General features: G+C 41.4%; 28 protein-coding genes and 2 tRNA genes. All 30 read left to right on the top strand.

Annotated elements, in window-relative coordinates; genetic code table 11:
* Positions 1 to 138 precede the first annotated feature (138 nt).
* Positions 139 to 792: a hypothetical protein gene (locus PE36_RS15950; protein ID WP_006033075.1), complete on the top strand. Its 654-nt coding sequence runs from the start codon at positions 139 to 141 to the stop codon at positions 790 to 792.
* Between the two features lie 4 nt (positions 793 to 796).
* Entirely contained in the window at positions 797 to 1,378 is a 582-nt protein-coding gene (locus PE36_RS15945) for a hypothetical protein (RefSeq protein ID WP_006033074.1), read from the top strand.
* A gap of 60 nt (positions 1,379 to 1,438) precedes the next feature.
* The gene (locus tag PE36_RS15940) at positions 1,439 to 3,106 is read left to right on the top strand and encodes a DEAD/DEAH box helicase (RefSeq protein ID WP_006033073.1); all 1,668 of its coding nucleotides are present in this window, start codon (positions 1,439 to 1,441) and stop codon (positions 3,104 to 3,106) included.
* Positions 3,078 to 3,341 (top strand): hypothetical protein, encoded by a 264-nt coding sequence (locus PE36_RS15935; RefSeq protein ID WP_198138627.1) that lies wholly within the window; start codon positions 3,078 to 3,080, stop codon positions 3,339 to 3,341. The genes PE36_RS15940 and PE36_RS15935 overlap by 29 nt, the downstream gene beginning before the upstream one ends.
* Positions 3,341 to 3,979, top strand: a complete 639-nt coding sequence (locus tag PE36_RS15930) for a lambda exonuclease family protein (RefSeq protein WP_006033071.1) — start codon at positions 3,341 to 3,343, stop codon at positions 3,977 to 3,979. The genes PE36_RS15935 and PE36_RS15930 overlap by 1 nt, the downstream gene beginning before the upstream one ends.
* A 66-nt stretch (positions 3,980 to 4,045) precedes the next feature.
* Positions 4,046 to 6,907, top strand: a complete 2,862-nt coding sequence (locus tag PE36_RS15925; protein WP_157517797.1) for a plasmid replication protein, CyRepA1 family — start codon at positions 4,046 to 4,048, stop codon at positions 6,905 to 6,907.
* Positions 6,908 to 6,977: 70 nt separating this feature from the next.
* Positions 6,978 to 7,319 (top strand): VRR-NUC domain-containing protein, encoded by a 342-nt coding sequence (locus PE36_RS15920; RefSeq protein WP_006033069.1) that lies wholly within the window; start codon positions 6,978 to 6,980, stop codon positions 7,317 to 7,319.
* Complete coding sequence (locus PE36_RS15915) at positions 7,309 to 7,671, top strand: hypothetical protein (RefSeq protein ID WP_006033068.1); 363 nt, start codon at positions 7,309 to 7,311, stop codon at positions 7,669 to 7,671. Before PE36_RS15920 ends, PE36_RS15915 begins: the two co-directional genes overlap by 11 nt.
* Positions 7,672 to 8,121: 450 nt before the next feature.
* Positions 8,122 to 8,208: transfer RNA gene (locus PE36_RS15905), tRNA-OTHER, on the top strand.
* Positions 8,209 to 8,650: 442 nt separating this feature from the next.
* A tRNA-Met gene (locus tag PE36_RS15900) sits at positions 8,651 to 8,727 on the top strand.
* A gap of 872 nt (positions 8,728 to 9,599) precedes the next feature.
* Positions 9,600 to 9,857: a hypothetical protein gene (locus tag PE36_RS15885; protein WP_006033064.1), complete on the top strand. Its 258-nt coding sequence runs from the start codon at positions 9,600 to 9,602 to the stop codon at positions 9,855 to 9,857.
* 199 nt (positions 9,858 to 10,056) lie between these two features.
* Positions 10,057 to 10,218 carry a hypothetical protein gene (locus PE36_RS24440; protein WP_006033062.1) on the top strand — a complete coding sequence of 54 codons (162 nt, stop codon included), beginning with the start codon at positions 10,057 to 10,059 and terminating at the stop codon, positions 10,216 to 10,218.
* A 72-nt stretch (positions 10,219 to 10,290) separates the two neighbouring features.
* Positions 10,291 to 10,437, top strand: a complete 147-nt coding sequence (locus PE36_RS24435) for a hypothetical protein (RefSeq protein WP_157517796.1) — start codon at positions 10,291 to 10,293, stop codon at positions 10,435 to 10,437.
* A complete protein-coding gene (locus PE36_RS15875) occupies positions 10,434 to 10,853 on the top strand; it encodes a DUF5675 family protein (RefSeq protein ID WP_006033060.1) in 420 nt (139 codons plus the stop codon). Before PE36_RS24435 ends, PE36_RS15875 begins: the two co-directional genes overlap by 4 nt.
* A 101-nt stretch (positions 10,854 to 10,954) precedes the next feature.
* The gene (locus PE36_RS24430) at positions 10,955 to 11,128 is read left to right on the top strand and encodes a hypothetical protein (protein WP_006033059.1); all 174 of its coding nucleotides are present in this window, start codon (positions 10,955 to 10,957) and stop codon (positions 11,126 to 11,128) included.
* The gene (locus tag PE36_RS15870; RefSeq protein ID WP_006033058.1) at positions 11,125 to 11,367 is read left to right on the top strand and encodes a hypothetical protein; all 243 of its coding nucleotides are present in this window, start codon (positions 11,125 to 11,127) and stop codon (positions 11,365 to 11,367) included. The genes PE36_RS24430 and PE36_RS15870 overlap by 4 nt, the downstream gene beginning before the upstream one ends.
* Positions 11,368 to 11,634: 267 nt before the next feature.
* A complete protein-coding gene (locus tag PE36_RS25030; RefSeq protein WP_006033056.1) occupies positions 11,635 to 11,967 on the top strand; it encodes an HNH endonuclease signature motif containing protein in 333 nt (110 codons plus the stop codon).
* Positions 11,968 to 12,168: 201 nt separating this feature from the next.
* Positions 12,169 to 12,528, top strand: coding sequence for a P27 family phage terminase small subunit (locus PE36_RS15860; protein WP_006033055.1), 360 nt, complete (start codon positions 12,169 to 12,171; stop codon positions 12,526 to 12,528).
* Positions 12,529 to 12,536: 8 nt separating this feature from the next.
* Complete coding sequence (locus tag PE36_RS15855; protein ID WP_006033054.1) at positions 12,537 to 14,237, top strand: terminase large subunit; 1,701 nt, start codon at positions 12,537 to 12,539, stop codon at positions 14,235 to 14,237.
* A gap of 10 nt (positions 14,238 to 14,247) precedes the next feature.
* Positions 14,248 to 15,531, top strand: a complete 1,284-nt coding sequence (locus tag PE36_RS15850; RefSeq protein ID WP_006033053.1) for a phage portal protein — start codon at positions 14,248 to 14,250, stop codon at positions 15,529 to 15,531.
* Complete coding sequence (locus PE36_RS15845; protein ID WP_006033052.1) at positions 15,521 to 16,156, top strand: HK97 family phage prohead protease; 636 nt, start codon at positions 15,521 to 15,523, stop codon at positions 16,154 to 16,156. The genes PE36_RS15850 and PE36_RS15845 overlap by 11 nt, the downstream gene beginning before the upstream one ends.
* Before the next feature lie 107 nt (positions 16,157 to 16,263).
* Positions 16,264 to 17,514, top strand: a complete 1,251-nt coding sequence (locus PE36_RS15840) for a phage major capsid protein (protein ID WP_006033051.1) — start codon at positions 16,264 to 16,266, stop codon at positions 17,512 to 17,514.
* 42 nt (positions 17,515 to 17,556) lie between these two features.
* The gene (locus tag PE36_RS15835) at positions 17,557 to 18,099 is read left to right on the top strand and encodes a head-tail connector protein (protein WP_006033050.1); all 543 of its coding nucleotides are present in this window, start codon (positions 17,557 to 17,559) and stop codon (positions 18,097 to 18,099) included.
* A gap of 2 nt (positions 18,100 to 18,101) precedes the next feature.
* A complete protein-coding gene (locus PE36_RS25025; RefSeq protein WP_006033049.1) occupies positions 18,102 to 18,428 on the top strand; it encodes a head-tail adaptor protein in 327 nt (108 codons plus the stop codon).
* A 2-nt stretch (positions 18,429 to 18,430) separates the two neighbouring features.
* Positions 18,431 to 19,063: a hypothetical protein gene (locus tag PE36_RS15825; RefSeq protein WP_006033048.1), complete on the top strand. Its 633-nt coding sequence runs from the start codon at positions 18,431 to 18,433 to the stop codon at positions 19,061 to 19,063.
* The gene (locus tag PE36_RS15820; RefSeq protein WP_006033047.1) at positions 19,054 to 19,425 is read left to right on the top strand and encodes a hypothetical protein; all 372 of its coding nucleotides are present in this window, start codon (positions 19,054 to 19,056) and stop codon (positions 19,423 to 19,425) included. The genes PE36_RS15825 and PE36_RS15820 overlap by 10 nt, the downstream gene beginning before the upstream one ends.
* Positions 19,426 to 19,439: 14 nt before the next feature.
* Positions 19,440 to 19,889 carry a hypothetical protein gene (locus PE36_RS15815; protein WP_006033046.1) on the top strand — a complete coding sequence of 150 codons (450 nt, stop codon included), beginning with the start codon at positions 19,440 to 19,442 and terminating at the stop codon, positions 19,887 to 19,889.
* 96 nt (positions 19,890 to 19,985) lie between these two features.
* Entirely contained in the window at positions 19,986 to 20,279 is a 294-nt protein-coding gene (locus tag PE36_RS15810) for a hypothetical protein (RefSeq protein ID WP_006033045.1), read from the top strand.
* Between the two features lie 158 nt (positions 20,280 to 20,437).
* On the top strand, positions 20,438 to 20,716 hold the full coding sequence (locus tag PE36_RS15805; protein WP_006033044.1) for a hypothetical protein: 279 nt from the start codon (positions 20,438 to 20,440) through the stop codon (positions 20,714 to 20,716).
* A 10-nt stretch (positions 20,717 to 20,726) separates the two neighbouring features.
* On the top strand, positions 20,727 to 21,099 hold a 373-nt coding region (locus tag PE36_RS15800; RefSeq protein ID WP_006033043.1), incomplete at its 3' end, for a hypothetical protein.

Here is a 21,099-nt window from a genome sequence, read left to right as displayed (position 1 = left end):
CGAGGGGATAGTTATATCTCACCTCGGCATTAAAATTAAAATTATTAAATTTAAGATTAAATAAACACCGCCAACCAGTAACCTAGTTACTGGTTTTTTTGTCGGTATCATTCAGTTACCAAAATAGCAGGATATTAAATGGCCGTACTGTCGTTAATTATTGGCGGGTCTGGTAGTGGTAAGAGCGCGTCATTAAGAAATCAAGATGCTAAAAAATCACTACTGATACAGCCAAACAAAGGAAAATCATTACCGTTCAAATCTACGCCCTGGCGCAAGAAATTCAGCGCGCAAGACACAAGCGGCTCACTGTATATCAGCGACAACTACACAACCGTTCACAAGGTGATTGACGCAGCAGTTAACGCGGGTAAAAAATGCATAATCATTGACGATTCCAATTACTTTATGCAAAACGAATCACTACGCCGTGTAGACGAAACAGGGTATACAAAGTTTACCGCTATGGCTAAGAGCTATATCGGCCTGATAGAGCACTGTAGCGCCTTGGCTGATGATGTGACCGTTTATATTATGTCGCACATCCAGGAAGACGAGCGCGGCAACGTTAAGCCTAAAACGGTAGGTAAACTGATTGATAGCCAGGTATGTCTTGAGGGTTTATTTACCATCGTGTTTCGCTGTTACGAGCGGGACGGAAAGCATTATTTTAGCACCAAAACGAACGGCCTGGACTGCGTAAAAACGCCGATGGGTATGTTTGAATATGAAGAAATTGATAACGATTTAGCGGCAATTGATGCCATCATTCGAGAATACGAAGGAATTTAATTAAATGAAATTTAATCAAGAAGAAGCAGTAAAAGCAGGTCAGATGGGCTTTCAAACTGGCAAGCATATTGGCAAGCTAACAGCTAAAAAGATCATTGCTGGCACAGGTACGAAAGGCATTCAGTTTTCATTGTGGCCGACCTCTGAACAGTCGATTGATTATCTAACTGTCTACTACGAAAAAGCAGATGGTAAAATAATCAAAGGCGGTCACAATATTATAATGGCAATGATGGGCTTGCTTAAACTAAACGAAATCAACATTGATAACCTGGGGCATGAACAGGCCGTAAACGAATTTTTAGGGCTTGAAATCGGCCTGGTGTTACAGAAAGTATTGTATACAAAACAAGACAATACAGATGGTTACAAGTTCGATATTAAAATGCCATTCTCAGCACGAACAGGTGTTACATTTAAAGAAGCTATCAACAAAGAAAGTGCATTACATATTGATGAAATGGTTGCTGCACTGGAAGACAAGGACGAACGAAACCCCGTTGATATGGGCGCAGCGTCAAACCAGGGTTGGGGCGCACAACAGCCAGCACCATCAAACAATTTTGCTCCGGTTGATGATTTCTAATTCAGTTACCAAAATAGCAGAAAGCCCCGATACCAGGGGCTTTTTTTATAAGGTGGATTTATGAAGCTCAGAAGATACCAGGAAGAAATGGTAGAGAAGTCGTTAGACGCTTTATTGAAGTATCAGGGCGTTGCTTGCGTGGCCGCTACAGGCGCGGGTAAGACCTGCGTTTTGTCATATATAGCAGCACAGTTTAATCGAGTGTTAATACTGCAACACCTGGACGAATTGAAACAACAGAACGCCGAGACTTTTGGATGGGTAAACCCTAAGTTAGATTATGGTTTCATTGATCCAGACAATAACGATTTTAATAAGCCTTATGCTTTCGGAATGATGCAAACCGTTGTACATCGCCTTGATGATATGACGCATTATGACCTAATTATAATTGATGAGTGTCACCGCCTGGGGGCTATCAGTTACGAAAAGATCATTGAACGCGCCAGGGTAATAAACCCTGATGTAAAAGTTTTCGGTACATCAGCAACTATTGAACGTAGAGATCAAAAGTCACTATCTAAATACTTAGATGTAGTGGCGCACCAGGTACAACTTGATGATCTTATTCGCCAGGGTTATCTAGTCCCGCCCAGGGCTTTCGTTATCAAAGTTGATGGCGTAGAAGCAGCGGCCAACGCTAAAGACGATGAACAAGTAGAGGCCGTATTAAACACTGATGTAACCAATCAACGAATAGTTAACGAGTGGAAAGAGCGAGCGAGTACCAGGTTAACTGTCGCTTTCTGTCAAACCGTTAATCACGCTAAAGATGTAGCCCAGGCATTCAACGACAACGGCATAGCAGCAACGCATGTTAGCGGAGTAATGAAGCCCAGGGAACGCAAAAAAAGATTGAAAGCGTTTGAGCGTGGTGAGTACCAGGTACTAACAAATGCAACGCTATTAACTGAGGGCTGGAATTGCCCCCCGGTAAGCTGTTTGCTTATCCTCCGGGGATCATCTAGCAAAGGCGCATTAATCCAAATGGCGGGGCGCGTACTCCGAAAGGTTAACCCATCAGATTATCCCAACGTAATTAAACATGATGCTTTGATATTAGATTTTGGTGTCTCGTTAATACGACACGGCAATTTGAACGCGGGCGACCGCCTAACGTTTGATAAGCATGATTATGATGCTGAGATAGACGCGGCGTTACAGTGTCCGTGTTGCGGTGGTGCTATCGAACCAAAGGATAAACAATGCCCTCAATGCTTATACATGATCGAGAAAGACAAGAACGGCAAGATCATTGATAACGGCAAAGACAAAATAACAAACTTCACGATGACAGAAAAAGAGATATTCGCCCTAGCGCGGTTCTATTACGAACCATTCCGGCATGGTCAGATTTTAGTGTCACATGGTTGGGATGCCTGGGTGCTGGTCTACAACATGAAAGGCGTATTTTACACGGTCGGCGCTAAAAAGAAGTGTAAGCATAAATTATTAGGCTGCACACAAAATAAGGTTGAAGCCCTGGCAACTGCTGACGATTTTGTTAGCCAATACGGGCAACCAGATTTAGCAGGTAAGCAGCGTAAATGGTTACAAGAACAGGCGAGCGAGGCGCAACTATTGCGACTACCTGAAAAGTATCAGTTTACACGGATGAGTAAACACCAAGCCAGTTGCTTAATGGTACTCACTAACGAATCAAGATGGGATAAAATTTGTGAAGAAATCGAAAGTCACTATGAAAAAGTCGGCAGATTTAATGCTTAATACAACGCATCATAAAACGATAGAAAAGAAGATCGAAATACAAAAGATGACCGATCACATTAAACGAGATATTGGCGCTGATACGCTTAACATTTCAGTGACATCAGATGCTATTAAATTTGTTATGACTAAGGGCAACCGCTACAGAAAATACACGTTAGATAACGAGTACATCAGCAAATATAGATTGTTCTGCCTGGTAGGTAAAATTAAAAACGCCCTGGTGATTAGCTAATGATAATTCATAAAACGTTAAAGCAAGGATCTGATGAGTGGCTAAAAATACGCCTGGGTAAAATTACAGGGTCTATGGTTCACAATCTTATGTCAAACGGTCGAGGTGGTAAACCATCATTAATGACTAAAAACTATATGATTCAATTGATTGCGGATAAGTTGACAGGTAAACCAGTTGAGCAATTCAAGTCAAAAGAAATGCAGTGGGGCAACGATTACGAAGACGAAGCCCGTCAGCGGTACGAATTTGATTCAGGTAATACAGTGACAGAGATCGGGTTTTTTGAGTTAAATGATTATGTCGGTTATAGTCCTGACGGGGTGATTTATGGTGATGGGTTATTAGAGATTAAATGCCCTAAATCAACAACTCAGGTTAAGCGATTCTTTGAATTAGTTGTTAAGCAAGAAACTATTCATGATGAATATAAACCGCAAATACAATTCGGTTTATTAGTCACAGGCCGCAAGTGGTGCGACTTTGTTTCTTATGATCCAAGATTACCAGAACGCAGCGGTTATTTAACTGAACGTGTTTATCGTGATGAAGAATATATACAGGATATGCAGCAACGAATAGACGTTTTTATGTTTGAAATGGCACAGGCAATAAGCGTCATTCAGTCACCAAAATAAAGCATAAAAAAGCCCGACTGCTTAACAAGTCGGGCTATACATTAATTTACTTACAGGTTTTTACGCATGGATATACTAGCAAATAACTACATAATTGCAAAGGGGCTTAATAAGCTCAGTATGTCCCGCGTTTCATTGCGCGCAAGCGATGCAACCAACGACCACCGAACAGATCTTTCAGGCTGTTACATAGCAAGAGAAATATATACCCTAGCATATGGCAAATGTGGGGAGGAATGGATATTTATAGACGGCAAGCGAACGATGCTTGATGCAAAATATAAAGCACATCAAAATTCAGCGCCACGTTTTACCCCGATTGGCTGCACATTCAAACAGGCCGCACAGTATAACGACTTCATCATTACTGGTGGTTTCGCTGATGGGGTAACGGTCTGGAACGCCCTGGGCTGTCCTGATGATGTTTGCATCCTGGCAATTGTAGGCGAGAAAAACGCACCCAACCTGGTTAGGCAGTTGAGGCAGATTAAACCTGGTTGTTCTGTTGTGGTTGCCCTGGATAACGATAGCAAATCACGTACAGGCCAACGGGTTTGCATGGAGTCCGTCACGCGATGGGTTGTACCTGGTAAACCTGGCGATTGGAATGATATTTATGTTAGCCAGGGATTAAATGCTGTAGCCCTGGAACTGGACAACGTGCGAGATCCTTTACCTGACTTTAACATGTGGCAGGTTAAAGCACTGGACACGGAAGATGGCCGACAGAAAAAAAAGATGATTCAACTGCTATCAGCATTATCACCAGACGCACCCGAAGCCATAGCCCGCACTGCAATTACATTATTAACGCGCTGCCAGTCGGATATATTCACGGTACATGGTGGTGAACGCCCGTTCTTTAATTGGCTAATCTGCCTAAATCCTTTTATGTCCGTTGAGACTTCGGAATCATTAAAACGCCGCATTGAAATAGTCAGCCGTGAAATCGCGCGCCAGGCAAAAGATCAAATCAGTATCGACAAGCAAACAACAGGCCGCCACAACTACAAACGATATAAAAAAATATCAGAGGCTGTTAATTCTGCCCTTAATCATTTCGGCGTAACAGTTGTAAAAGCACCTCACGCAGGCGGCAAAACGTCCGTGTTAGGCATACCGTTTTTTAACGATGCCAAGGCCAGGGGCGAATATATAACGGTGCTTGCTCATCTTCGAACGCTGGTTGCTGACTTGGTTAATAAGTTCAAGACAAACCATTACGACGATGTAAAAGAAGAATCATTAATACTTGGTTTGCAGTTAAACGAAAGCACCAGGCAGTACACAGAATTAGCAACGTGTTTACCGTCAATAATCGGTAAGCTTGAAAGCCTTGTTGATAGAACACAGGTTTTAATCATTGATGAGGTTAGCCAGGTAGTAAGGATGATCACTGCCAAGCTAAACGGCATGAATAACGTAGCTGTTTACGAAAAGCTTAAATACATAATAAACAAAGCCGCATCAGTCCTGGTACTCGATGCAGATCTAGACACGGCAACACTAGAATTTTTAGAATATTGCCGACCAGGTGAACGGTTTAATATTATTGCCGTACCTAACCCGACAGCATTAGAATCTGGCATGACGTGCGACTGGTTTTACGGTGATGGTTATCGTGATTATGTTACCAACAGTATTAAATTTGCATTAGAGAATGATCAGCGTTCTATCGTGGCGTGTGATTGGTGCGGTAATGCTGAAAAGCTTCACGCTATGTTAGTTAAAGAATATCCCGAAAAATCATTTCTACTCATTACCAGCAAGACCACCGACAAGCCATACAAACCAGCCAGCAAATTCATGGGTAACGCTAATGTAGAAGCGGCTAAATATGATTGCATAATTCATAGTCCATCAATCCGCAGCGGCCTAAGTATTACCGATGTTAAATTTGATATTGGCTTTGGCCTGTTTGGTGGCGGTTCAATAATTCCACAGGATTGTATTCAAATGTTACGGAGGGCGCGAATGGTTAAGCATTGGGTAATCGGTGTAGCTGAGATATTTAGCGCATTACTCGAAGACGAATGGTTGCTGAACGAACAACAACAGATCTTATCAGATGAGTCTAAAAATAATTACGGTGTTACGGCCAGCTCGCACGACTTCGACACGCTGAAAAATAAAATCGAGTCTAAAGAATCCCGCGCTAAAAATAACTTTTCGGCGTACCTATACGTGATGCTTGCAGAATATGGGTTCAAGGTAAACATGATCAACATAGAAGAAATAGACCAGGCTGATTGTTTTGAGCAATTCAGCAAAGAATATAACGAAGAATTCAAAGCGGCGATCATTGCGGCTGATATGCCAACGGATGACGAATACGACCGCTTAACTGATTTAGGTAATCCAACCCTGGCAGACGATGCAGCAATAGCCTGTTATGTGATTTGTAAATCGTGCGGGATCGAATCAGTTTGTGAAACCTGGTTGTCGTTCTATAAAGATCGTGGAGTTGTTAAGGCTAAACGAATGATGTGGGCTAAACACCTACCCGAATTATCAGAAGACGATAGCGAAGCATCAAGCCTACACGCATTCAAGAAAGTGCGAGGCGCGGAAGTTCGTAAGCTTATGAACTCGATTAATTACGCGTACCAGGAAGATTTTGAGCTAACCGAATCAAACGCCGAAAAGCTAATAGATCATATGTGGTCACGCAAAGACCGTTTGATATTCCTGGGACTGTTATCACCTCAGTATTCCACTAAGCGATATTCGAATAAGCAGGTAGATAAACCACGACCAACAAAGCCTATTAAGTTCGCCAAGGAAACGCTAATCAGGTTTGGTGTTATGACAAACAGATCACGCAGACAGATAAGCGGCGACAGACAGCCGATTTTATTAACGAATAACGAGAAACAAAAAATGATCAATCACGTCATTGAACACCAGTTCAGTTACCATAAACATTAACTAAGATGGCCGAATCCTATGTATATACTTATAACTAATATGGAGGATTCGGCCACATATAGGACATAATATGTCAGGACTAGAAACCAGAATTCAGGCGGATATTATCAACTTTTTAATCAGGGATGATCGCATCGCTTGGGTGCATAGATGCAATACAGGTAAATCCCTGGTTAACGGTCGGATGGTCGAATTCGGATTAGGTCGTGGAACGGCTGATATTATCGGGATGACGTGCAACGGTAAATTTTTAGCTATTGAGGTTAAGACACCAACGGGCAGAATTAGCGATCATCAGCGTATGTGGTTAAAACGTGTTGCTATGCATGGCGGCCTGGCTGCTGTAGTTCGTAGTATTGATGATGTTAAAGCCTCGTTAAACGCTGGTTGCGGGGTTGTGTATGGGCTTTGAAGATGAGTTAGATCTATTTGCTTACTGGTTACTGAATGATAAATGTATCTCAAGTCGTGAGGCCAGCGGATTAAACCAGGGCGATCAGATACAGTCAGGCGAGAACAAAGGAGAACGCAAAAAGGGTACGTGCGGCTTATTCTTATCAGACCGCCTGGATTTTATTTACCAGGTATATGAGAATGAGATCAGCAAAGGTCAGCGCCAGGTATTTGATATTGAGTACGGGTTAACCAGGCAAACATTCAGGAGTCAGATAGAACGTGCCGAACATATAAACATTAGTATTATGGCATATAAAAAACGGCTCTATTTATGTAGAATAGTATTTAAGAATCAGTTAACAAAATAACTGTTGACTAAAATAGTCACCTTATGTAAGATTATTTCGTAGCTTGCAAGAGCGACAGCCCGCAATAGATAAGCGGGTTTTTTATTGAGTGCTAAAAGGGTTTACGATGTTGGATAAGAGGTGTTATAGCTGTAAATTAACCAAGCTGGTAACTGAATTTTATAAGAATAAATCAACATCAGACGGCTATCAAGGTTCTTGCAAGACGTGTAAAAGCACTGAGGTTACAGCGTTTAAGGCTGCAAACCGTGAAACGGTAAGGCAGGGACAGCGTAGAGCTTACCTTGAGTTATCGCCAGAGAAGAAAGCAGCACGTTTATCCAAACAGAAATTATGGCGGGCTAACAATCAAGACAAGGTAATAGCTAACAGGAAAAAATGTGTTAAGCCACAGGTTATTAAGCCGGTGTTTAATCCACTTTTATCAATGCCTGTTATGCGATGAATAATGTGGGGGTAGCTCAGAAACGTTAGAGCGCATAAGGTTTAAAAGATTTCCTTATGAGGTCATAGGTGCAATACCTATCCCCCGCACCAATATTTTTATGGTGTCACTGTTTTTTAAATTTGAATGTTTCCGATTCTGTATTTATGACGAGTAGCAGTGACACTTTAAAAATAACGAATTATGGCGGGGTACAGGGGTTTTTGATCATTCCTCTGGGCAACTATCCCGCCACCCAATTTATGGGACAGTATCAAGGTGTTATTTGATCGTTTCTTGCCTTGTTAATCCGCTGCGTGGAACTGTCCCGCCAAATTTAGAAGACGGGATTTATTATAGGGCTGTTATGTCTCAAGTATTATTTCTCTGTTTAGCCTCGTCTTCTATCTTAAATAATGCGCCGACCTGGTTTGTTAAGCCTTTTTTTAAAATGGGGGCTGAACAGCACGATTACAGGTCGGCGCGCCAAATTATGCATTCCCCAAAATCCACCAAGATTGTCGTATTAAAACGCGAGGGGAGTGCGCCAAGTTCGGTTCTGTAGCTCAGTTGGTTAGAGCGTCCCGCTCATAACGGGAGGGTCATTGATTCAAGTTCAATCAGAGCCACCAAAAATTAAAGAGTGACGCATCATATATCTTAAAACGATGTATAAATTAAAAATCAAAGCGCGTCACTCTTTAATAGTTTTTTTAGTAGGTACTAATAGCAGCAACTTATGTGGTGCTTTTTATTTATATTTTTAGGTCGAGCTATTAGTACCTGCTAAACGAATTAAGGTATTTTATGGATAAGATGTGCAGTAAATGCAACCAGGTTAAGAACGTAACCGAATTCTATAAGCGTATCAGTAGGCCAGACGGCCTACAAAGTAACTGCAAAAAATGCTGTAAAGTATCTGCCAGGCTTAACAGGATTAAAAACCCGCAAGACCACACTAAGCGTAATGCTTACCATAAAGAGTATCAGCGCAAGCTAAGAGCCAAGATAGCTAAACCACCACGCAAAAACGTTATCTCTGATGGTTCATGTAAATATTACATCAAGCTTAAAAATGATGAGGCTAAGTTGCTAAATCACAGTGAGCTATACCGAAAGGTTTTAATGATGATGCCAACACTATGACCAAACCATGCAATACATGCTTTGAGTTTAAAGACGATTCAGAGTTTAGCAAAGCAACTAAAAACATAGACGGCCTGCAGAATAAGTGTAAGCCGTGTTGTGCTGCTTATCATCAGTCACGTTATGGCGCTGGCGGTGATAAGACCAGGAGCAAATATAATCCCGAAGTTGCAAGGCGATCACGGATTAAAAACGCGGTAAAAATAGCTGCGTATCAATTACAGTATAAAGCAAAGCAGCGAGCAGCTAAGTTAGCGGCTCAAGCGCCAAAGGTTGACAACTCGCCGGAGTCTAAGCACAGCAGGCTATACCGTTCTGTTCTGCTTAATATGTCAGCTTAAACCAAGGAAACGATCAAATGATTAACCCAGAATTCGTTGAGTTCTTAGAATCGAACCACTATTACCAAATCGTACACCACAAAGAATCGGATACTTACAGTTGTTTAACTAGCTTAATGTTCACAACGGCCATACTGCATGATTTAGATGGTTCTGGTTATGGTTCGCGCTTCTGTTTCGAGTCAGAAGAACGCGCATTGTTTGAGCTTGGTAAATGGTTAGGTAATGGCTTTGCTGATGATAAAGAGCCTACTGGATGGATTGCAAGACGATGAACACACTGAAACACGTTGAAGAAGTAGAACGGTTAAATAACTCAATAAAATTACGTGATGAAATAATTCTAGGCTTGAGCCAGGACAATCTAAAAATTTATGAGCGAATGTTCGCAAGCAATAAGCGTTACGTTAAGTGGCTGTTGATTAACGCCTCTGTTTACTTCATAGCGTTAGGTTTAAATATCTGGATGAGCCAATGAACAAGGATGAATTGATGCAAGAGATCATCGAGCATAATAACAGGCTTATAGAGCGTATTGCTGAACTAAACAAGCGCAACAAGTCAGACCGAAAGCTTTATATTTCTTGCGTGTTAATCATCACCATTGTTTACGGTATATCACGCTCAATGCTTTAAACAAAACATACTCACATACACAAAGGCTATCCCTAATCGGATAGCCTTTTTTTATGCGTGGAGAAAAATAAAATGAACGAATTACAGAAACAATTTCATTATGTAGAACTAAAAGTTGCCAGGCAAGATGAGAAGATAGAAGAATTAGAATACATTATTAGACAGTTAATTTTAGTCGTTAACGATATTGGCGATGGTAAAAAGCTGGTTAGATTATGATTAAGCTGCTACTTGAAACAAAGACGATACCAGGCGTGGCAACATTCGGTCAGTTATTCGTAAATGGCCGTCACTTTGCTTACAGTCTCGAACTTGAATGGGTGAACAATGCGAAAAATATTAGCTGTATTCCTGCTGGTACTTACGATTTACGCTGGCACAGCTCACCTAAGTTCGGAATGGTGTTGGCCTTATATAATCTTAACTTAGGCGTAACGTTAAACGGCAACAGCCAGCGTACCTATGTTTATTTTCATGCAGGTAATACAACTGCTGATACCACAGGCTGTATTTTACTAGGTAAATCATGGAATCCCAACTTGTGGGGTTTAGATGATAGTGACACGGCCATAAAAGAATTTTACCGCCTGGTAGACAATAACCCAGGTGTAACGCTTGAGATCAAACGACTCTAGCTAACCATATTTGCTGATAGGTTCTCGCTGGACTGATAAGGCTTTCCCTGGCGCTGCCTAATGGGATTGCTTTCAGCACCTTAATTAAAAGGAATTAGCACATGAAAGCGTTTATCTTAATGTTACTTAAAACTGTTGGCTCTGACATTCTTCTCATGCTGCTAGATAGCATCGTTGATATGATTACAGAGCGTAAAGATACGTCTATGAATAAAGACGGTGAAAAGATCAAAGACCTGGTTAAACATAACTACAAATTAAGAACCAAGCTATGACAGACAGCAAATTTAATAACATTGTATTGACGCTATTTATATCATTGCTATTAGCTATGTCTGCGTGGATTGCTAATACAGTGAGTAACAATCAGTTGATGCTAATCAAGCAACAGGTCGTTATAGCCCAGGTACAAAAAGACCTGATGTTATTTAGAACTCAGCTATCAACTATCCGCACTGAATACGTCTATGAATTCGATAAGCGATTAACTCGATTAGAGGACAAATTAAAATGAGCCATCAGCTAGAAGTAACCCACATTAAAACAGGCCAGGTGCTAACTATAGCTAAGTGGCTATATGAGCGTGATCCTAATAAATACGAGGTTATCGGCCAGGGCATTATTAATAAGGCCATGCACATAGATAAGCCTAAGCGGAAACGAAAAACAGTTGAATAGGTGCTGTTCCTATGGTGGCTGTAAGCAGATAGCCACTAATAGAAGCCGTTGCGAGAAGCACAAATTAATATCAGCACCATCTAAGGTGCTAGACCATCACCGTATGGGTAGATTAAACAACATATATAACAGTTCTAAATGGCGCGCCCTACGTGAGCGTAAAATACAGAACAGCCCTATATGCGAGCTATGCAATACCATTGATATTCTTACCCCTGCTGCTGAGATAGATCACTGGTTAGAGATCATTGATTTTAGGATGCTTATATGGGACTTAGATAATCTAGTGTCTCTATGTGCCCCATGCCATAGGCAGAAAACAGCAGAGTACAGGCGCATACGTGCTACACCACATAAGCTCATACACTGGTGTATGGACTATAAGCCTAGCCCTATGAGTGATGCACACATACATATATTAAGACAATATAAATAAATTAATTGTCTCTGTATGCAATTCTAAGCGAATAAATAAATAAATCTATGCCATGACATGCCTCCGACCTCGAACGCAAGGGGGGGAGGTTCTGAAAAACCCTCGATCATGGTTATAGCTGCTTGAAACCTTTACTCACGTTAAATCACACTTTTTGACCTAAAATACCCCACTTTTAGCCACTTTTGGACGGTTTTTGCTATGGAATCATACCCGATTGAGATCAAAGGCAAGAAGCAAAAAAAGGTATATGACTACTTTTTGAAAATATATGTCGAGGTAGTCGGAGATCCCACGTTATCTAACCGTGAAGCGATCGGATCTTATGCCGTTTTGTTTATTGAGATTGATAATTTAAAGAAATTTTTAGCCCGCGAGGGTAACACATACGACAGCGATACAGATCGCGGTAATGTCAGTGTTAAAGCGCGCCCAGAGGTAAACCAACTCGACAAGATGGAGGCGCGACTATTCCAAATGAAAAAGCAGTTAGGCTTTTATCAAAACAGCAATGTTAAGGACTCTCCGACATTCGGCGGCCTTGAGCAATTCATGACATAAGGGTTTAGATGGATATAGCAAAATATGCCTATCCTGAACTCACTCTGAAAGACCAAACCTTTAAATGGTGTCACAGATACGCGTATGACGTTTTAAACGGCCTTATACCTGCTGGAAAGTGGGTAAAACTAGCCGCTGAACGTCATTTCCGCGATATAAACAGCGAAAATTGGTACTTTGACGAAGAATCGGCGCAAGAGATAGTCGATTTTTTTGGTTTCATTCCTTGCAAGATGGATAACGTGGTTTATCCATCGACAACGCTGTTACCGTGGCAGATATTTATGCTTTGCTGTCTGTTCGGGATGAAATCAAAGGAAGACGGCTTACTTAAATATAACTACTGTTACGCGCAGATCGCCAGAAAAGGTGGAAAATCCACATTGAGCGGCGGGATAACCCTTTTCAAATTAATTAAAGGCGGTTACGCACCCCAGGCGTTTTCTGCTGCAACTACCCGCGAGCAAGCCGCTATTCTATGGAATGCGGCAAAAATAATGATCTCACAATCACCAAAGCTGAGAACAATATTTAAAGTCTTACAGAACGAAATTAGGCTACCACATAAGCAGGGAATCTTTCGCCCTGTTGCTTCTCAAAGTCATACGCTTGACGGAAAAGAGCCTACGATCTCAATTTTAGACGAGGCACACGCTATCGTTGACAGAAATTTGTATGAAGTTTTAGAGTCGGCAATGGGAACAATTCCAGATCAATTATTCCTAATTATCACTACAGCCGGATTCATTTTAGATGGTCTTTGTACCCAACTTAATCGGGATGGCAAAGCCGTACTAGAACAGCAGGTAAACCAGGACTCATACTTTTATTTGATCGCTGAAATTGATGAGGGCGATGATCCCTGGTTAGAAGAAAACTGGTACAAAGCAAATTTAGGCATGGCACACGGTTTACCCAACATTAAGACCCTACGCGCCCAGGCAGAAATGGCTAAAATTTCAGTCGAGAAAAAAGCGGGCTGGTATACGAAAAGGTTAAATATTTTCGTGACTGGTACTGATTCCTGGCTGGATATGGACGAAGTAAAAGCTTGCAGAGATAAGAGCTTAAACATTGATGATTTCAGGGGTAAAGAGTGTTACATCGGAATCGACAAAAGCCAAAAAAATGACATAACAAGTTTCGCATTATTATTCCCGACACCTGACGGTGGTTGTTCTGTATTTCTTCGAAACTATCTACCCGAATATGCCGTACAAAATGCCAGTGTCCTACAGCAACAGATATATAAAAAATCTGCTGCCCTGGGTAACTTAATTTTAATACCTGGCAAGACCATACGCGACGAATACTTGATTGAAGAAATCAGGCGCTTGAATAAAGAGTTTAAGCCCAAGGTTATTGCGTTCGATCCCTGGAAGATGGGCGAGATTGCAGAAGACCTGGAATTTGAAAGCGTTCCTATGCTTGGCATGGGGCAAATGATGTCGAATATGTCAGAGCCTAGCACCAAGCTAGAAGCACTGATAAAAGAAAATCGTTTTAAATACGATTGTAATATTTTTGAATATTGCGCAACAAACGCGATTTTAAAAGTAAACGGCCAGGGTAACGTTCGCATTGAGAAAGAAGTTTATCAAAACAAAATTGATGCAATCGTTGCAACTGTTATCGCGCTTTCCTGCGCAACTCTAAACAAAGCCCCCGAAATTAACCCGTACCTATCACGGCCTGTCCTAGTGTTCTAAGGAAATAATAATGATAAAAGAAGCAATACGGGGCTGGTTATTTCCTGACGTTCCCGCGAATCTAAAGAAAAAAGAAATACTAGATTTACATCGTTATTCAACGACAACGAAAGAGGCTGGTTTACCGATTAATTTCGATACAGTGGCAAAAAATGGTGATGTTTTTAGCTGCGTGAGAATCCTATCAACCGCAATCGGCCAGCTACCAATCGTACTTAATAGAAAGGTTGATAACGTATTAGAGCCTGTCGAAGACACGGTACTAGCTAATATATTTACTGTTCAGCCTAACTTTTATCAAACGACCCAGGAATGGCTAGAACAGTGTATTAGTTGCCTGGCGTTATCTGGTAATTTCTATGCTGAGATTGTCCGTAACCGCTACGGAAATATAGCGCAAATAATCCCATTTTATCAGCAAAATTCTGTAGACGTGATCATGTTAACTGATGGCTCAATTCAGTATACCTACACAACCAACAGCAGCGAAACAGGTTTAGTTGTTAAACAGACGTTTGCCCCGTTCGATATTCTTCACATAAAAATGAATTCATACGATGGGTATATAGGCACATCAATATTAACCCACGCGCGCAAAGAACTTGGTATTGCCCTGGCGACAGAGAAACATACCGCTTCAATATTTGAGAATGACGCAACGCCGCGAATGGTGCTTGAAAGTGATCAGACATTCGGTGATGACCTTACAGCGTTTAACCGTATGCGTGACAGTTGGAACGAAGTCCATAAAGGATCTGGTAATAGCGGAAAAACTGCATTGCTTGAGTTTGGTTTCAAGGCCAGGCCACTACAGATGACCCCTGTTGATTCTCAGCTTATTGAGCAGCGAATTTTATCACGCGGAAAAATCGCTACGATGTTTGGAATACCGTTGCACCGCTTAAACGATGCTAGCGGCTCTAAATATGCCAGCGTAGAACAGAATAACAAATCATTTTATACCGACACCCTAGCCCCATACATAACCCGTATTGAGTCACATCTAAATCTACTAATGCCACGCGGTTTCAAAATAAAAATTGATGATACGCATTTTATGCGCGGCGATAGTGCGACTCAAACCGAGATCATTAGTAAACAGGTTTCAATGGGTTTAATCACCATTAACGAGGGACGAAAAGCCCTGGGCTTTCAACCTGTCGAGGGTGGCGAGGTATTTGCCACAACTACGAATAATTTAATGTTTGGAACGTGGGCGGAATACGAAAAACCAGAGTTACCAGATCCAAACGCAAAACCAACCCCAGCGGAGAATAACAACAATGCAGAATAAATATTTACAGGTTGGCTTCGATGTTAAATACATTGATCAGGAAAGTATGACGTTTAGCGCCTACGGAAATACGAAAAATTTCGTGGATCACGCAAAAGACGAAACGCAAAATAACGCATATCAGAAGTCGATACAAAACCATATTGAAAAAGGCACTATGCCGCAATTGCTTTGGTCACACGATGGCCGAGAAATGCCCGTAGGTGTGATTACAGGAATGAAAGAAGATGAGCGCGGCCTGATGTTCAAAGGCAAGCTTTCAAAGACTACAGCGGGCTTAGATCTCTATGAGCTTATGAAAGACGGCGCGGTTAATTCTTTTAGTATCGGCTACACGGTACAGAAAGAAGAATTCGACCGCGAGAAAGGCATTAACAAGCTAATAGAAATCGACATTAAAGAGATCTCAGCTTGTAACTTTCCATGTAACGAAGAATCAGTACTGATCGACATAAAGTCTAATGAAGACCTGCCAACACAGCGCGAAGTACAAGACCTATTACAGTACAAGTGCGGTTACTCAAAGCGCACAGCCGAAAAAATCATGAATCAGTTTTCTAATAAGTCAGCAAATGACGATAACGACGAACTGAACTCAATCTTACAAAAATTCACATCTAAATAACTAAACAGCTTTTTTATATTACGAACGTTGGGGATCAACGGGCGCGATTTCGTGTGTGTGGGATATACGCACAGGAGCTAAATCACCCAAACCCAAAAGGTAATATCATGGACACTAAAGCACTAGAAACAGCCGTAGAAAAATTTGACGCAGTTGAAACAGAAGTTAAGCAACTAACGGAAGTACAACAAAAGCAAATCGACGCAATCGAAGAACTTAAAAACGAAATTGCTAACTTTGCTACTCGCTCAACTCAACACGTAGAGACTAAAACAGAAAAGCAAATCTTAGAATCTGCTGACTGGGCTACGATGTTCAAAGAGTACGGCAAGCTTTCAGGCCAGGAAAAAACATACGGTTTCGAAGTTTTCGCTGAAAAAATTCTTAACCTTACAACATCTGCCGAGGGTGGTAACGCCGTTGCTGAAATTCTAGATCGTAGCATCCTAAAACGCGCGCGTGAAACTACCGCGATTATCGGTAATGTTGGTTCGCGCGGTATGACTCGAAATACACGCCGTACAGTGACAACATCTTTCACCAGCGTAGAGGATGGTTTCGAAAATGTTGCGGGTAGTTCATGGCCTGAATCGGATACACCTAACACTGGTGAGATCCGTTCTCACGTATTCAAACGTCATGGTAAATACCCAATTACAGACGAGGCGATGGTAGGTACTGATATTAATTTATGGTCGGATTTGATGTACGAGATCCAGATCGTTGAAAATGAATATCTAGAAAAATCTATCCTGTTTGGCGATGGTTCAGACACAGGCTCTAAGCGTTCAATGCGCGGTATCTTATCTAGCAACCGTTTAGATATTACCAACACAACTGGTCAATCTTGGAAACCAACATACGGCGCTGACTCGCGCGATCTTGATTTCTATCCTGCTTTCGCCACTGGCGTATCAACTGGCTTACCTGTTGACGATCTAGATATTGTAAATTGGCTTATAGATTTAATGTATCAGATCAAGATTCAATATCGTTCTGGCGCGAAAATGTATATGCACGAAACAACGCTACAACGCTTTAAGAAAGTACGCGATGCTTACCAGCGTCCGATCTTCATGGATTCTTTCCAAACTAACAGTATTACCATTCTTGGTATCCCTGTTGTTCTGTCTGATTTCATGCCCGCGCTTAACGGCACTGATACTAACGTTCCATTCATTATGTATGGTCAGCTTTCAGAAGCTATTAACGTTACTAACGGCGATGTTAACAAGACTATCCTGGACGAAATCACGGTTGATGGTCAAACAATCCTGAAAAAATCTATGGAATACTTCGAAATGGCGGGAGCTAACGACAGTATTGTTATGGGTGTTGCCACTACTAACGGCGCGTAATTAATCAGGGGGCTTCGGCCTCCTTTTTTATTGGGGGATCTGATGAGAACCAAAGTTATAAGCCGTGAAGAATTTTATGCTTTCCAGCCTAAAGAAATGCGTGATCATTTACGTGTTGATGATGATTACGACAACGATTTAATAAACGCTTATTACCTGGCGGCCATTGATACGGCAGAGAAAGAAACAAACCGATTATTAACCCCGTCCGTGGTTGATGCTTACGTTGCTACATACCGCGAAAAAATATACCTGCCTTATGGTGAGGTATCCGCGATTGTTGAGGTGTCAGCAACAAATACATCAGATGAAGTTGAGATTATAACTGGTTATAAATTTAACGAAATTGACGAAAGCATTTCATTAAATGAATCGTTATATCGAAACCATACAGATTTTGTAATTCGTTATGAATGCGGTTATGCCATAGGCTCACTGCCTAGTGCTATTAAGCAGGGCGTATTTATGGCAACAGCTAGCATGTATAACGTGCGCGAGGATGTTACCTACGGCGTTCAGGCGTTTAAAGTTCCCATCACATCAAGACGTTTATTTAACCTCCATAGAATACCGTCAGGGGGCTAGAAATGACTGTAAGAGCTGGAAGATTAAGACACAGAGTCGAAGTTGTTAAACCCTCCCAGGTGAAAGACGAATTCGGCGCTATCACTAACGAAACCGAAAGCATTGGTGTTTATTGGTGCGAGTCAAATCACCTATCAAGTAAGACAGCAGACGGTACGTTACGACAGGTTCAAAACGTTGTCGAGTTCACTACCAGGTATAACAAATCGCTGGAAGATATAGATCCAACGATGTATATCAAATTTAAAGGCAGTGAGTACGACATTGGCTCTGTCATTAACCCTAGATTGTTAAACGAGTACCTGGTTATAACTGCTACAAGGCGGTAATTATGCCGTTACAAATAACCTCTAATGCTATTGGTGTTGATCATCTTAATAAAGCCTTAAAGGGCATGACAGATGAGCGCGGCCTAAATTGGAAGCGGACCGCAATGCTTCGCGCCGGTAAAGACGCTTTTAACGTTGTTAATTATGCCGCCCGTAATAAATCCCCGTTTGCTACTGGTCTAACAAAACGAAGCCTAACGCTTACTAAGGGTATTTATAACAAGATAGGCGGAAAGGTTAGCCCTATCTCTAAATCTGGCAAGGTTAAGAAAGGTAAGAAGCAGGAATACCGCATAGCTACAACGCTAAAAGAATCTTTCAATGACTCCGCACCAGAAGACCGAAAAGGTCGCCCCGTTCGCTATCCGTTTATGAATGAGGTTGGCGTTGCCCCTCAAACATACGCGAGAGTTAGCACTAACGGAAAGCTTCACCTTGTTAAAAGAAAAGCCCCACGAAAACAGCTTTTATTCCAGCACAGAGCATTAGGCCAAAACGCTGACAAGGTGGTTAGCATTTGGATTCGAAAAATGGATTATTACTTATCGTTTTATGCGAAATCCACTTACGCAACTTTAAAAAGTGCGGAAAGAAATTTCAGAAGAACAGGAGGCCAAGGTAATAGATGGCGCTAACCCTAATACACCCGCAATTCAAAACCCTAATAGATAACCTCACTAATTTAGATTCATATCCCGTTTACATACCAGAAACCGCAAAGTATCCCGCTATTTGTTATTCGATGGAATCAGTGGCGCGCGATGTTGACAGTAACCAAAACGGAACGACTATTTCAGCCCACGTTTTTAACGTGTACCTGGTAGCGCATGAATTTAGTGAGGCGCAGCTATTAACTCAGAATTTAATAAGCACATTAGATCAATATTCTGATTCAAGTTTTTTACTCACTTTAGTAGAGGACGTAGCAGACGAATACGATCCAGATAAAGACGTATTCATTAAAATTTTAACCGTGACAGTTCGTCTGCGGGAATAACAAGGAGTAATAACATGGCTGGTTTAACCGATATTTCAGTAGGTAACTTTACCAAAGTTTACTATGAAAGCGCCACCCCGGGCACGTTTGTAGAAATTGCAAATATACAATCAATAACACACCCGACAGATGAATTAAATATTGTTGAAGTCCCGCAATTCGGCCAGAAGTACCCGCGAAAACTACCAGGCAGTTCAACAACTGGTAACGCTGAGATCGTAGTTAATTTCGATCCTGCTGACGCTTCTCACATCTATCTATTAGCCAGTTACAAGGCTGGTGATAAAGAGTCATTTAAAATTGAGATCTTAGAGGCTGCTGGTTCTGCTGTTGGCACATTTATTACCTGGAATGGTTTTGTTAGTTCGCGCTCAAGTGCTGGCGAATTTGACGCTGTTACAACATTAACATTTAGCCTTGCAGTCGATGACGCTCTAGGCGATTGGGAAGATAACCCGACTTAACAGAGTAAACCCCCAAAAACACGCGCACCGGCGATGGGTTTTACAGGATAAAAATCTAGCCACGCGAAATGCGTGGTTTTTTAAAAGGTATTGAGTATGAGCATTAAAGAACGTTTATTAAAAATTAAAAACAAAATTAACACAGTTGAATGTATGGGTGAAAAAATTCATTACATGCACCTTAAAGGTTCGCAATCACATTTATTGTCAGCATGTAAATCAGGTGATATTGACGCGACAATTTTTGCATTATGCGCGTGTGAAGAAGACGGACAATTAATGTTTACAATTGATGAGCTGGAAGACGTTAAACAATTACCTAACGTAATTATTAACACGGTTTCAAAAGCAGCGTTGATGGGTGATGAAAAAAAGCCGCGCGGGCGTTAATAGAAAATCCAGAGCGTAAATTTATTCTTCAACTAGCACTGAAAACAGGTTGGAGAATACAAGAATGTGAAGATCTACCCTTTGAAGTCCTGGCAGAGCTTAAAGCATTAAATGCCTGGAATCCCTGGACTGATGACAGGCAAGCAAATCAGTTAGGTTTGATTGCCTCACTGTTAACACACCAGGTCTATAAAAAAGGCCAGCCAGCAACGGAATTATTCCCATATTTACAGCCTGGCGTACCTGATTTTTTAGAAGACGAGAGAGTTAGTAAAGCCCGTAAAATTTTAAATTCCACAATAAACATGCCAGATAAACTGCGTGAATCAAACCTGAAAACATTTATTACCGCTATCAAAGAAGAAATTCAGATAGAGGGTGATTTAGACGATCCTGATTATTACGTTATCCGTCAATTAAAAAAACTAATCGCTTAATGGGGGCGCAATGGCTCAACAATTATCAAGCGTAAACGTTGCGCTTAATGCGTCAACCGCGCAATACGTCCAGGCATTAAAGAAAGCTCAAGACCAGACAGATAAACAGCTTAAAGGCATGGAGCGTAGCTATAAAAATCTAAGTAAAAGCGTAAATAAAGCAACAAGCGCCATTAGTTCTGCAATAGCTATCGGTTTTTCAATCAGTGGCGTTTCTAGTTTCGTTAGTGAAATGGCTAGCGCAAGTATAGAAATAGAGCGGTCAGCGTACGCGGCTGGAATATCAGCATCAAAGTTTCAATCAATGGCGTTCGCCGCTCAAACTGTTGGTATTAGCACAGAGCAACTAGGTTCGATACTTGGTGATACTGATGAGAAAATTG

Source organism: Moritella sp. PE36, assembly GCF_000170855.1.
Classification (GTDB): Bacteria; Pseudomonadota; Gammaproteobacteria; order Enterobacterales; family Moritellaceae; genus Moritella.
Note: the sequence above shows the minus strand (reverse complement) of the source record. Positions and strands in the feature narration are given on the sequence as shown.